This is a genomic window from Streptomyces sp. NBC_00984, from assembly GCF_045162475.1.
GTDB lineage: Bacteria > Actinomycetota > Actinomycetes > Streptomycetales > Streptomycetaceae > Streptomyces.
In genome coordinates, this window is the sequence record NZ_CP108734.1 from 4,502,233 (window position 1) to 4,515,889 (window position 13,657).

The window sequence follows — 13,657 nt, forward strand, 5'->3', positions numbered from 1 at the left end:
ACGTAGTCGCCGGACATTGTCACATTCATCAGTGTCACGTTACGGGCACGTACCGCACACGGCAGGGAACGGACGGTGGCATGGCCTCGGCAGTGAAGGACGAAAAGGCCCCGGAGCTGCGGGGATTCAGAGAGGTTCAAAGCCTCGCGTACGCCTGCGCGGAGGCGGTCGCGGGTCGGCTCCGGCCCGGGGTGACCGAGCGCGAGGCGGCCCGTATGCAGCGCGACTGGCTGCGCGAGCGCGGGGTGCGGGACTGGTTCCACCTCCCCTTCGCCTGGTTCGGGGACCGCACGGCCTTCGCCGGCTTCAAGGTTCCCCTGCAGTTCTTCCCGACCAACCGGAAGCTGGAGCCGGGGATGCCCTTCATCCTCGACATGGCTCCGGTGTACAAGGGCTTCACGGCCGACATCGGCTACTCCGGCTGTCTCGGGCTCAACCCCTTGCACGACAAGCTGCTGGCCGACCTGGAAGCCCACCGCGAGCTGATACTGCGCGAGGTGCGCGAGCGGCGTTCGCTGCGCGAGATATACGAGGACGTCGAACGCCTGATGATCAGGCAGGGGTACGCCAACAGGCACCGCGCCTACCCCTTCGGTGTCATCGCCCACAAGGTCGACCGCGTCGCCGAACGCCGCTGGTCCCCACATGTCTTCGGCTTCGGCACCCAGTCCCTCAAGGGGCTGATGAGCGACGCGCTGCACGGACACCGGGACGGCTGGTCGCCGCTGTGGAGTCCGTACCGCTTCTCCGACCATCCGCCGCAGCCCGGTCTGTGGGCGGTCGAGCCCCATCTCGGATTCCGCGGCACGGGTGCCAAGTTCGAGGAGATCCTGGTGGTCACCGACTCCAAGAACCCCGAGCAGAGCGCCTTCTGGCTGGACGACGATCTGCCGCATGTGCGGCGCTGGGCCGAGGAAAGGGTGGCGGCATGAATCTGCGGAGCCTGCCGGGGGCGCGCGAACGCCGGGTGCGCACGGGCGGAATCGAGCTGTGTGTCGCCGAGTTGGGCGAGGAGGGGCGGCCGACGGTCGTCCTGGTGCACGGCTACCCGGACAGCAAGGAAGTCTGGACGGACGTGGCGCGGCAGCTGGCCGACCAGTGGCACGTCGTGCTGTACGACGTGCGCGGGCACGGCCGGTCCACGGCCCCGAAGCCACTGCGCGGCGGCTTCACCCTGGAGAAGCTCACCGACGACTTCCTGGCCGTCGCCGATGCGGTGAGTCCGGACCGGCCGGTGCATCTCGTCGGGCACGACTGGGGGTCGGTCCAGGCCTGGGAGTTCGTCACGGTCAAGCGGACCGAGGGCCGGATCGCCTCGTTCACCTCGATGTCCGGCCCTTCCCTGGACCACTTCGGGCACTGGATCAAACAGCGGATGACCCGGCCCACCCCGCGCCGGGTCGGCCAGCTGCTCGGCCAGGGCGCCAAGTCCTGGTACGTCTACATGCTGCATACGCCGGTCCTGCCCGAGCTCGCCTGGCGCGGCCCGCTCGGCAGGCAGTGGCCGCGGATACTCCAGCGGCTGGAGAAGGTACCGACGGGCGACTACCCGACAGCCTCACTGCCCGGCGACGCGGCGCACGGCGCCTGGCTCTACCGCGACAACGTCCGCACCCGGCTGAGCCGACCACGCACCGACGCCTACGCGCATGTGCCGGTCCAGCTGATCACGCCGACCGGCGACATCTTCCTCTCGGAGAAGCTGTACGACCAACTGGAGCTGTGGGCACCCCAGTTGGTACGCAGGTCACTGGACGGCAAGCACTGGGTGCCGCGCACCAGGCCGGACCAGCTCGCCGCCTGGATAAGCGAGTTCGTCGCCGCGAACGAGGCGGCCAAGGAGAACGGCGGCCCGGTGCAGGACACCGCGCCGACCGGGGCGTACGCGGACAGGTTCGGCGGCCGGCTGGTCCTCGTGACGGGCGCGGCCGGCGGCATCGGCCGGGCCACCGCTTTCGCGTTCGCCGAGGCGGGTGCCCGGGTGGTGGCCGTGGACCGGGACGCGGAGGGAGCCGCCAGGACGGCCGAGATGGCCCGGCTGATCGGTGCCCCGGCCGCCTGGGGCGAGGCGGTCGACGTCAGCGACGAGCAGGCGATGGAGAAGCTCGCCGAGAAGGTCGCCGCCGAGTACGGAATCGTCGACGTCCTGGTCAACAACGCCGGGATCGGCCTGTCCGGCTCCTTCCTGGACACCACGAGCGAGGACTGGAAGAACGTCCTCGACGTCAATCTGTGGGGGGTCATCCACGGCTGCCGGATCTTCGGCAGGCAGATGGCCGAGCGCGGCCAGGGCGGCCACATCGTCAACACGGCTTCCGCCGCCGCCTATCAGCCGTCCCGGGCGCTGCCCGCGTACAGCACCTCCAAGGCGGCGGTGCTGATGCTCAGCGAATGCCTGCGGGCCGAGTTCGCCGAGCGGTCGATCGGGGTCAGCGCCATCTGTCCCGGCATCGTCAACACGAACATCACCGCGACGACGCACTTCGCCGGTGCCGACGCCGCGGAGGAGAAGCGTCTGCGCAAGCGGACCAGCCGGCTGTACGGGCTCCGCAACTACCCGCCGGAGCGGGTCGCCGACGCGATCCTCAAGGCGGTGGTGCGCAACCAGGCCGTCGTGCCGGTGACACCGGAGGCCCGCGGGGCCCGCCTCCTGTCCCGGTTCAGCCCCGGCGCGCTGCGCGGGATCGCCCGGCTGAAGCCGCCGCTGTGAGCGGCCCCGGGCGGTCGTCGGCGGCGACGGACCGGCAGGCCGCCGCCGAGTACCGGATCGAGGACCTGGCGCACGCGAGCGGGGCCACCGTCCGCACGATCCGCGCCTACCAGGACCGCGGCCTGCTGCCGACACCGGAGCGGCGCGGCCGGGCCAATGTGTACCGGGACACCCATCTCGCCCGGCTCCGGCAGATCGCCGATCTGCTGGATCGCGGTTACACCCTGGCCAGCATCAAGGAGCTCCTGGACGCCTGGGACACCGGCCGCGGGCTGGGCGGGGTGCTCGGGCTCGTCGCCGAGGTGCACGGCCCCTGGACGGACGAACAGGCCGACCGGATCACCCGGGACGAGCTGAACCTCAAGTTCGGCGGGACCTCGGACGACGAGGCGGTCGCCGAGGCGGTGGACCTCGGCGTACTCGAACGCATTCCGGGCAGGGACGACGAATTCCTGGTGCCGAGCCCCCAGGAGCTGGCCGTGGCGGTCGAGTTGCACGCGGCGGGCGTGCCGCTCAGCGCAATCTCCGGGCATCTGAGGGAACTTCGCGGTCAGGTCGAGCAGATCGCCTCGCGTTTCCTTGAGTTCACCACCGAGCATGTCTTCGCCCGCTATCTCGGCCATCGACCGCCGACCGACTCGGACGCGGCCGAGGCTGCCGCCATGGTGCGCAGACTGCGTCCGCTCGCCCAGCAGACGGTGGACGCCGAACTGGCCCGTGCGATGAGGACGTTCGCCACCCGTCATCTGCATCATCACCTCGGCGCGGACACGCCCATCGGCGTGGATTCCCCGTCACGCACGGCACGCGGAGTGGATCTGCCGCCGAGCACGATCCGGGCTGTCCGACAGCTGGTTGGCACGGAGAACGTCTCCGCCTTCGTCGCGGCAGCCGCCGAACGCGAGGTGCAATCACGGACATTGGACACACTTGTTTCACCTAACCTCAAAGTGGAGCAAGTTACCCAAAGCGATTGATTTTACTCTAGCTTGTCCACAGAATCACCAATTAGTCTGTGGATAAGTCGAACTGACTGTGGATCAAACCTGTGGAGGAGAATTACTTCGGCCCGTCGTGAGCGAAACCCGCATGCACCGGGAAGACCCTCACTGGCACCCTGCCGGTATGGATGAAAGACGCACCGTCAAGGTGTCCAAGTACCTCTCGAAACACCTGCGGCATCAACCGGAGCGGATCGGCATCACGCTCGACGCCAACGGCTGGGTGCCGATCGACACGCTGCTGCGGGCCGTGGCCCGCAACAACTTCCCCCTCACCCGGGCCGAGCTCGACCATGTCGTCGCCGTCAACGACAAGCAGCGCTTCGCCGTCGAGAACGACCGGATCCGCGCGAGCCAGGGCCATACCGTCCCGGTGGATCTCGACCTGCCGCCGGCCGAACCGCCGGCGTACCTCTACCACGGCACGGTGGGCCACGCGCTGGACTCGATCCGGAGCGAGGGGTTGCGGCCCATGGACCGCACGCACGTCCATCTCTCGCCCGACCGCGAGACGGCGACCAGGGTCGGTGCCCGGCGCGGCCGGCCCGTCGTCCTGTCCGTGGACGCGGGCGCGATGCACCACGCGGGCCACACCTTCTACGTCAGCGCCAACGGCGTCTGGCTCACCTCTGCCGTACCGCCCGCGTTCCTGCGGTTCCGCAACTGATCAGCGAGAGGGCCTCGCTGTCGAGAACGAGAGTCCCGCTCATGCGGTGTCCGCCGGAGCGGACTCACCGTGGTGGGCAGCGTGGTGGGCGCGGGTGCGCTCGGCCTTGTCCGCCACCTCAGCAGGGTCGACAGGGCCGTGCTCCGCTTCAGCGGTGGCGATGTACTCGTCGATGGCCTCGCGCCGGAGCTGCCGCTGTACGGCCTCCTCGATACAGGACGGTGCCTACCGGCCGCCGGCGGCGAGCCTGCTGAGGCGGTCACCGATGACGGAAACGCCCGGACGGGGCTCGTTCTCGTAGTACCAGGGCTTGCGTCGGCGCAGCAGCCTCTCACCATGCTCGCTCCAGGTGAAGCCGGGTTTCCGCAGGAGCTTCCGGAACACCTCGTCAGCGGTCTCCGGGTGAGCGGCGGCCAGACGGCGGATCGGCAATGGCGCGATCGACTCCTCACGCAGGTACGTGCGCAGCAGATCCTGGTGTCGCCTGCGTCCCGTGACAGCGGGGTCCGCGAAGAGGTCCCGCAGCATCCCGTAGTCGACGTAGAAGTTGAGCCCGTCGATCTGGTCGTAGATGACACCGATGGTGTCCGAGTCCGCCAGTTCCGGCGGAAGTTCGAAGAGGGGCAGGTCCAGGCAGGGGAGCCGCCTGCGCGGGGCACGGCCGGGCTGTGCGGCGACGGCGACCTCCTGACGGTGGCGATAGTGGGCGTTGAGGAGGTCCTCGGCTTCGGCAGGCGAAAGGACCAGCTCGTCGCTGCCGCAGAACTCCACGAACGCGGCCCGGTCCTCCCGCATCCGCTGCCACCCCTGCTCGACCTTTTCGGGGTTGCGGAAGACCAGCTCGGGTTGGCCGGTGGCCAGTTCGAGCGCCGCCTGTGCGATGTCGGTGGCACTGGACCTGGGGTAGTACGACATCGCCCCGGACACCAGCCACGCCCCGTCGCCCGAGTGGACGGGTACCAGGCAGGTGTGGAGGAATCCTCCCTTGGACACTCCGCGGAACGCCGCCGGCCCGGCATTCGAGTACGTGCGGTACTCCAGGTCGTCGACAAGGTTCAGCAGGACGACGGCATCCCCGTCCTTGCGCTGGATCTCGAAGATGCCCTCGACCGGGTCACGCCAGCCGAGCAGCATCTCCCGGTCGGCCGCGGTCAAGTCCTTCCGTCCGGCGACGAACCGGTCCACCACGGTCGAACCGTCCGGCAGCCGATACCACAGGATGAAGTGGTCGGTGATCCGGATCGCCTCACCCTCGTCCAGCTGCCTTGCAGGCCCAGCGGCATCCAGCAGGAGGGGCGTCAGCCACCGGTCGAAGCGGGCGCTCTGAGCGAAGGCGACCAGTTTCTCTTTCAACTCGGCGCTGCGCTCGATGAGATCGGCGAGCGACGGTTCACCGGCACCCTGATGCGCGCCTTGTGCGGCCTCAGCCACGTTCAGCCCTTTCGTACGAGCCAGTTCCGCGTGAAGTGAGAGGTGCCCGGCCTCAAGGGGCCCAGTGGCGGTACACCTCGATCCACTCCGCCCCCTCGGGCGCCGGGCTGGGCAACGGCAGCTCCAGGATGCCGATCGACTGCCGGACGCGGCCCCGGGAGCACAGGGCGATGATCCTGCCGTCGGGCGTGAGGTCGACGCCGTGCACAGTTACCTCGACGCCGAGAACCGCGGTGGTGAAGGGCAGGTCGAGGCACTCCTCAAGCATGGTGAACAGACCGGTCAGCTGCTCGCCCTCGTTGTAGGCGTCGACAGTCGCCTCTTCGATCATGGCCTCGAGTTCGGTCCTGCCCAGCGTGCCCATGACGCCACGGTAGCGGCCCCCGTCGCGATGTCGGCGTGGCTTCCCGAATCTGTTCCGTCGCCGTATCCGTGGCAGTGGGAAGCGCGCGTATCGTCGGGGTCATGCGTCTGAGCACGGTGATCCTCCCCATCCACCGGTGGGCCGAAGGACAGAAGATCTGGCAGCGGGCCGAGGACCTCGGCTTCCACACCGCCTACACCTACGACCACCTGGCCTGGCGGACCTTCCGCGACGGCCCCTGGTTCGGTGCGATACCGACCCTCACCGCCGCGGCCGCCGCCACCCGCCGACTGCGCCTGGGCACCCTCGTCACCTCCCCCAACTTCCGGCACCCCGTCACGCTCGCCAAGGACCTCATCACGCTCGACGACGTCTCCGACGGGCGCCTCACCCTCGGCATCGGCGCCGGCGGCAGCGGCTTCGACGCCACGACACTGCGCCGGAGCGACGAGGAGCCGTGGACGCCGCGCGAGCGGGCCGACCACTTCGACGAGTTCGTACCGCTGCTCGACCAGCTGCTGCGTGAGCCCTCGGTGACGCACGAGGGCAGGTTCTACTCGGCGAACGAGGCCCGGAACATCCCCGGCTGTGTGCAGCGGCCCCGGCTGCCGTTCGCGGTGGCCGCCACCGGCCCGCGCGGAATGAAGCTCGCCGCCCGGTACGGCCAGGCCTGGGTCACCACGGGCGACCCGAAGCTGTACGAGTCGGGTACCCCGGAGCAGTCCGTGGAGGCCATCCGGGGACAGCTCACCAAGCTGGGCACGGCCTGCGAGTCCATCGGCCGGGATGTCGCCGAGCTGGACAAGATCCTCCTCACCGGCTTCACCCCGGACCGCCCGCTGCAGTCCCTCGACGCCTTCGTCGACTTCGCGGGCACCCACTTCGCGCTGGGCTTCACGGAGATCGTCGTTCACCTGCCGATCCCCGACTCCGACTTCGCGGTGGACGAGAAGGTCTTCGAGCGCATCGCCACCGAGGGTCTGGCCCAGCTCGGCCACTGACCCGCCCGCCGTCGGGACCGTTGGCATATACACCGGGCATGTTCGCCTGGTCAGGGGCGCGCATCCTCAGATGTGCGCCCCTCCGCACGGGCGCGCATCCTCAGATGTGCGCCCCTCCGCACGCCCGTGCACCCTCGTGCGCGAGAATGGCCCGGTGACCTCAGCTACCGACTCGCCTTCGCCTGCCGTTATCCGGCTGATCGCCACCGACCTGGACGGCACCCTGCTCCGCGACGACAAGACGGTCTCCGACCGTACGGTCGCCGCGCTCGCCGCTGCCGAGGAGGCCGGTATCGAGGTCTTCTTCGTCACCGGGCGCCCGGCCCGCTGGATGGGTGTCGTCAGCGACCATGTGCACGGCCACGGCCTGGCGATCTGCGCCAACGGCGCGGCGGTCGCCGATCTGCACGCCGGCGGCGAGCTGGTCGAGGTCCGGCCGCTGGAGCGTGCCATCGCCCTCGACGTGGTCCACTCGCTGCGCGCCGCCGCCCCCGGCACCACCTTCGCCGTCGAGCTGGCCACCGGCATCCACTACGAACCGGACTACCCGCCGTTCCACCTGGACCCGTGTGCCTCGGTCGCGGTCGCCGAGAAGCTGCTGCACGAGGAGGCGCCCGGCACCGGCGCCCCCGTACTGAAGCTCCTCGCCCACCACGCCGAACTCGCCCCGGACGACTTCCTCGCCCTGGCCCGTACGACGGCCGGTGAGCGAGCCTCCTTCACCCGGTCCAGCCCCACGGCCCTGCTGGAGATCAGCGGTCCCGGGGTCTCCAAGGCCAGCACGCTGGAGCTCTGCTGCGCCGAGCGCGGTATCTCGCCCGCCGAGGTCGTCGCCTTCGGGGACATGCCCAACGACGTGGAGATGCTGAGCTGGGCGGGCACGTCGTACGCGATGGGCAACGCCCACCCGGCCGCGCTCGCCGCCGCCTCCGGCCGGACCACCACCAACGGCGAGGACGGTGTCGCGGTCGTCATCGAGCGGATCATCGCCGAGCGCCGGGCGTCCGGCATCGGGCGCTGAGCCCCCTCCTCCGGAAGAGGCAGGGCCCGGCCGCCTTCACAGAGGCGCCTCCCACACCACCGTCGTACCGCCCCCGTCCTCCCCGATCCCGGGCCCGAACCAGCTCGCGCCGCCGAGCGACTCCGCCCGGCGGGCCAGGTTCCGCAGCCCGCTGCGACGGCCGCCCCCGGGGATGCCCACTCCGTCGTCGGCGACCGACAACCGCACCGCGTCCCTCCCGTCGGGCAGCGTGGCGGTCGCGTCGACGACCACGTCGATCAACGACGCCTCGGCGTGCCGGAAGGCATTGGACAGCGCCTCCCGCAGCGCCGCGATGAGGTTCTTGCCGGTCAGCTCGCCGACCAGCGAGTCGACCGGGCCGAGGAAGCGGTGCGAGGGCTTGAAGCCCAGCGGGACCGCCGCCATGTTGATCTCGCGCAGGACGCGGGTGCGCAGCCCCGAAGGCGCCTCGGCGGGTTCCTGCTGCAGCGCGAAGATCGCGGTACGGATCTCCTGGATGGTCACGTCCAGTTCGTCGACCGCCCGGCCGACCCCGGTCTGCACCTCGGGCACGACCGACCGGCGCTGGGCGCTCTCCAGCATCATCCCGGTGGCGAACAGCCGCTGGATGACCAGATCGTGCAGATCACGGGCGATCCGGTCCCGGTCCTCGTAGACCGCCAGCCGCTCCCGGTCCCGCTGTGCCTCGGCCATCATCAGCGCGAGCGCCGCCTGCGAGGCGAACTGGGTGGCGAGGGTCCGCTCCGCCTCCGTGAAGGGCCTGCCACCCCGGGCACGGGGGGTGGCGAGCGCGCCGAGCACCCGCCCGCCGCTGTGCAGGGGCAGCAGCATGCTCGGGCCGTACCGATGGGCCAGCGTGGTGACCATGCGGGGGTCGGTGGCCGAATCGTCCACGAAGACCGCCTCGCCGCCCAGCAGCTTCGCCGCCACCGAGCTCTCGGGCCCGATGATCACTCCGAGCGAGGAGGAGGGGTCGTCCGCGGAGACGGCGACGATTTCCAGTCCGCCGTCCTCGGTGGGCAGCAGCACGATCCCGGCGGCGGAGTCGGCGAGCCGGCGGGCCTGTTCGGCGACGACGGAGAGCGCGTCGTCGGCGTCTCCGCCGGAGAGCAGGGCGGTTGTCACAGCCACCGATCCGTCGATCCACCGCTCGCGCTGGCGTGCCGCCTCGTACAGCCGGGCGTTGCCGATGGCGATCCCGGCCTCCGTGGCGAGCACCCGGACCATGTGCAGGTCGTAGTCGTTGAACTCGCCGCCGTCGTCCTTCTCGGCCAGATAGAGATTTCCGAAGATCTCTCCCTGTACGCGGATCGGGACGCCGAGAAAGGTCCGCATCCGGGGGTGGCCGGGCGGGAAACCGGCGAACCTCGGATCGGCCGTCAGATCGGCGAGCCGCACCGGTACCGGATCGTGGATCAGTGCGCCCAGCAGTCCCCGGTGCCCGTCGGGGCGGTGCCCGATCTCTTCCGCCACCTCGTCCGGCACTCCGTACGTGACGAAGTCGGAGAGCCCCTCGCCCTCCTCGTCCACGACGCCGATGGCGGCGTAGCGGGATCGGGCGAGTTCGGCGGCCGTCTCGCAGATCCGGTCGAGGGTGGAGTGCAGTTCCAGGCCCGCGCCGACGGAGCGCATGGCTTCCAGCAGCTGGGGGATGCGGGCGGTGATCTCCGTGGACAGGCCCTGCAGGCTGCGTGTCGCCCGGGTAGCCGCTTCGAGTGAGTCCTTCGGGTCCTGCTCCGGCATACCCCCGAGAGTAGTTAGTCCCGATTAGGGAGGAAAGTCGGCTGTCGTGCCGCCCCGCTCACACCTGCACGCCCACGGCCCCCTCCGGCACCCGCGCACTCTCCCGCTCGCCCACGGCCCCTCCCGGCACCCGGGCGGTCTCCCGCTCGCGCTCCAGCATCCGGCGCAAGGGACCTTCCCCGGCGGCGAGATCGGTGTACGAGCCGCGCTGCACGACCCGGCCGGCGTCCAGCACCAGCACCTCGTCGACGGCTTCGAGTCCCTGCAGGCGATGGGTGATCAGCACGGTCGTGCGCCCCTCGGTGGCGGCCAGCAGGTCCGCAGTCAGGGCGTCCGCGGTCGCCAGGTCGAGATGCTCGGCGGGCTCGTCCAGGACCAGGACGGGAAAGTCGGCGAGGATCGCCCTGGCCAGGGCGAGGCGCTGGCGCTGGCCGCCGGAGAGGCGTGCGCCGTGTTCGCCGACGAGGGTGTCGAGCCCGTCGGGCAGTGCGTCGGCCCAGTCGAGCAGCCGCGCCCGGCCGAGGGCGGACCGCAGCTCCTCCTCCGTCGCACCGGTTCGGGCCAGCCGCAGATTCTCCCGGATGGAGCTGTCGAAGACATGGGCGTCCTGGGCGCACAGCCCGACGAACCGCCGGACCGTGTCCCCCTCCAGCGCACGGGCCTCGACGCCGCCGATCCGGTACGTACCGGCCCGCTCGTCCAGGAAGCGGACCAGGACCTGCGCGAGGGTCGTCTTCCCGGAGCCGGAGGGGCCGACGACGGCGATACGCCGGCCGGCCGTCAACGTCAGGCCGACGGCGTCGAGGGCGTCCCGGCCTGCTCCCGGGTACCGGGCCGACAGCCCCCGTACCTCCAGCGGAAAGGGCGATGCGGGCGCCTCGGCCGGGCTGTCGGGTTCGCGTACCGGCAGCGGGGCGTCCAGCACCTCGTACACCCGCTCCGCGCTCCGCTCGACCCGCCGGCGGTACTGCACGGCGAGCGGCAGACCGGTCACGGCCTCGAAGGCGGCCAGCGGGGTGAGCACCACCACCGCGAGTTCCACACCCGCGAGCCGGCCGTCGTGCACGGCGGGAAGGGCGACGAGCGCGGTGGCGACGACGGTGAGGCCGGCGACCAGGGCGATGAGGCCGCCGCCGAGCGCGGTGGCGGTCGCCGCGCGGGCGGCGATGCGGGTCAGTACGCCGTCGGCGTCCCGGGTCCGTTCCGCGCGGGCGGGCAGGGCACCCGCGACGGTCAGTTCGGCGGTCCCGCCGAGCAGGTCCGTGACCCGGGTGGCCAGATCGGCGCGCGCGGGGGCGAGCCGGCGTTCCGTGTGACGGGAGCAGGCACTGCTCACCAGCGGCACTCCCACTCCGGCCAGCAGCAGTCCGGCGGCCAGCACGGCGCCTGCCGCCGGCAGCAGCCGGCCGATGAATCCGGCAGCCGCCGTTCCGACGACCACGGCGGTCCCGGCGGGCAGCATCCAGCGCAGCCAGTAGTCCTGCAGGGCGTCGACATCGGCGACGAGCCGGGAGAGCAGGTCCCCGCGCCGGGTCCGGCGCAGTCCGGCGGGCGCGACGCGCTCCAGGCCCCGGTAGACCGCGACACGCAGTTCGGCGAGCATCTTGAGCACCGCGTCGTGCGACACCAGACGCTCGGCGTAGCGGAAGACGGCCCGCCCGAGTCCGAAGGCGCGGGTCGCGGTCACGGCGACCATCAGATAGAGCACCGGGGGCTGTTCGGAGGCGCGCGAGATCAGCCAGCCGGAGACGGCCATGAGCCCGACGGCCGACCCCAGGGCGAGGCTTCCCAGCAGCAGCGCGAGTGCCAGCCGGCCGCGCTGTGCCCCTGCGACCTCCCTGACCCGTGCCAGGACCCGGCCGGAGCGGGCCGCGGTGTCCCTCAGCACCTCGGGCTCCGCTGCCTCTTCGATCCGGTCGGCGGGAGCGCTCGTCTCCATCCGGTCGGCGGGAGCGCTCGTCGGCCGCGGCACGACCGCGGACGCCTCGGTCATCGCCGGCCGCGCCGTCGCGCCCGGTTCGAGGGTCACCACCCGGTCGGCCACCGAGAGCAGCGCCGGGCGGTGCACGACCAGCAGCACGGTCCGTCCCACCGCCAGCCGCCGTACCGCCTCGACGATCCCCGCCTCCGTCTCGCCGTCCAGGCTCGCGGTCGGCTCGTCGAGCAGCAGCAGCGGGCGGTCGGCGAGGAAAGCGCGCGCGAGGGCGAGCCGCTGCCGCTGTCCGGCGGAGAGGCCCGCGCCGTCCTCGCCGATGAGTGTCCGTACCCCGTCCGGCAGTTCCGCCACGAAGTCGAAGGCCCCGGCGTCCCGCAGCGCGGCCGTCACCGCGCTGTCGTCGGCGTCCGGCCGGGCCAGTCGTACGTTCTCCGCGATGGTGCCCGCGAAGAGGTGCGGGCGCTGCGGCACCCAGGCGATCCGTTCCCGCCATCGCTCGGGCGCGAGCGTCTCCAGGTCGACGCCGCCGACGCGTACCCGCCCCTCGTCGGGGTGCGTGAAGCCGAGGACCACGTCGAGCAGGGTGGACTTCCCGACGCCGCTGGGGCCGACCAGGGCCACGGTCTCCCCTTCGTCCACCACCAATGAGGCCCCGTCCAGCGAGGGTTCGGCACGGCCCTCGTGCCGCACGGTCACCCCCTCCAGCTCCAGCCGCAGTGAACCGGGCACGTCCGCCGTGCCGTCCTGCCGGAGCTCGGTCTCCAGGACCGCGAAGATCTCCTCCGCGGCCGAGAGCCCCTCGGCGGCCGCGTGGTACTGCGCTCCGACCTGGCGGATCGGCAGATAGGCCTCGGGCGCCAGGATCAGCACCACCAGGCCGGTGTAGAGGTCGAGTTCGCCGTGGACCAGCCGCATGCCGATGGTGACGGCGACGAGGGCCACCGACAGCGTCGCGAGCAGTTCCAGAGCGAAGGACGAGAGGAACGCGATCCGCAGGGTGCGCAGCGTGGCCCGGCGGTACTGCGAGGTGATCGTGCGGATGGACTCGGCCTGCGCCTTGGCGCGGCCGAAGACCTTCAGAGTCGGCAGTCCGGCGACCACGTCGAGGAAGTGGCCGGAGAGCCGGGACAGCAGCCGCCACTGGCGGTCCATCCGTGACTGGGTGGCCCAGCCGATGAGGATCATGAAGAGCGGGATGAGCGGCAGCGTGACCACGATGATCGCTGCCGAGACCCAGTCCTCGGTGACGATCCTGGCAAGGACCGCCACCGGCACGACGACCGCGAGGCCGAGCTGCGGCAGATAGCGCGCGAAGTAGTCGTCGAGCGCGTCGACGCCACGGGTCGCGAGCGCCACCAGGGAGCCGGTGCGCTGTCCGTTCAGCCAGCCGGGGCCGAGCACCGCGGCCCGCGCCAGCAGCCGGCCGCGGAGTTCGGACTTGACCGCCGCGCTGGCCCGGTACGCGGCCAGTTCGGTCAGCCAGGAGACCAGCCCTCGGCCGAGCGCGACCGCGGCGAGCAGGATCAGCGGGGTCCGCAGAGCGGAGACCGTCAGTCCGTCCTCGAACCCGCCCACCACCACTTCGGCGATGAGCATGGCCTGGGCGATGACCAGCGCCGCCCCGACAACTCCGAGCGCCACCACGGCCGCCAGGAAGAGGCGGGTGGCGCGGGCGTAACGGAGCAGACGCGGGTCGATCGGTTTCACGTGAAACAGCCCCTAGGCAAGCTCGGTCGGTGGACCAGGGCCGGTCCGGCGGATCAGGGTAGGCGTCGTGCCCCGG

Annotated in this window: 10 protein-coding genes; 6 read left to right on the forward strand and 4 right to left on the reverse strand. The window is 71.2% G+C overall.

Annotated elements, in window-relative coordinates; translation table 11 throughout:
• Positions 1-80 precede the first annotated feature (80 nt).
• The 4 genes from OG520_RS19995 (at position 81) to OG520_RS20010 (ending at position 4,378) form a co-directional block, all read left to right on the forward strand.
• Positions 81-932, forward strand: a complete 852-nt coding sequence (locus tag OG520_RS19995; RefSeq protein WP_406014061.1) for a M24 family metallopeptidase — start codon at positions 81-83, stop codon at positions 930-932.
• On the forward strand, positions 929-2,710 hold the full coding sequence (locus OG520_RS20000; protein WP_406014062.1) for an SDR family oxidoreductase: 1,782 nt from the start codon (positions 929-931) through the stop codon (positions 2,708-2,710). Before OG520_RS19995 ends, OG520_RS20000 begins: the two co-directional genes overlap by 4 nt.
• Entirely contained in the window at positions 2,707-3,687 is a 981-nt protein-coding gene (locus OG520_RS20005) for a MerR family transcriptional regulator (RefSeq protein WP_406014063.1), read from the forward strand. The genes OG520_RS20000 and OG520_RS20005 overlap by 4 nt, the downstream gene beginning before the upstream one ends.
• A gap of 148 nt (positions 3,688-3,835) precedes the next feature.
• The gene (locus OG520_RS20010) at positions 3,836-4,378 is read left to right on the forward strand and encodes an RNA 2'-phosphotransferase (RefSeq protein ID WP_406014064.1); all 543 of its coding nucleotides are present in this window, start codon (positions 3,836-3,838) and stop codon (positions 4,376-4,378) included.
• A 225-nt stretch (positions 4,379-4,603) separates the two neighbouring features.
• Here OG520_RS20010 and OG520_RS20015 read toward each other — a convergent pair whose 3' ends face one another.
• Positions 4,604-5,809, reverse strand: coding sequence for a hypothetical protein (locus tag OG520_RS20015; RefSeq protein ID WP_406014065.1), 1,206 nt, complete (start codon positions 5,807-5,809; stop codon positions 4,604-4,606).
• Between the two features lie 52 nt (positions 5,810-5,861).
• Complete coding sequence (locus tag OG520_RS20020) at positions 5,862-6,173, reverse strand: hypothetical protein (RefSeq protein ID WP_406014066.1); 312 nt, start codon at positions 6,171-6,173, stop codon at positions 5,862-5,864.
• A 101-nt stretch (positions 6,174-6,274) separates the two neighbouring features.
• On the opposite strand from OG520_RS20020, the gene OG520_RS20025 reads away from it, so the two are divergent.
• Together OG520_RS20025 and OG520_RS20030 are read left to right on the forward strand one after the other, a co-directional pair.
• The gene (locus OG520_RS20025) at positions 6,275-7,174 is read left to right on the forward strand and encodes an LLM class flavin-dependent oxidoreductase (protein WP_406014067.1); all 900 of its coding nucleotides are present in this window, start codon (positions 6,275-6,277) and stop codon (positions 7,172-7,174) included.
• 154 nt (positions 7,175-7,328) lie between these two features.
• Entirely contained in the window at positions 7,329-8,195 is an 867-nt protein-coding gene (locus tag OG520_RS20030; protein ID WP_399328720.1) for a Cof-type HAD-IIB family hydrolase, read from the forward strand.
• A 36-nt stretch (positions 8,196-8,231) separates the two neighbouring features.
• On the opposite strand, the gene OG520_RS20035 is transcribed toward OG520_RS20030, so the two are convergent.
• Positions 8,232-9,938 (reverse strand): GAF domain-containing sensor histidine kinase, encoded by a 1,707-nt coding sequence (locus OG520_RS20035; protein WP_399328719.1) that lies wholly within the window; start codon positions 9,936-9,938, stop codon positions 8,232-8,234.
• A gap of 58 nt (positions 9,939-9,996) precedes the next feature.
• Positions 9,997-13,581: a thiol reductant ABC exporter subunit CydD gene (gene cydD / locus OG520_RS20040; protein WP_406014068.1), complete on the reverse strand. Its 3,585-nt coding sequence runs from the start codon at positions 13,579-13,581 to the stop codon at positions 9,997-9,999.
• Positions 13,582-13,657: the final 76 nt, after the last annotated feature.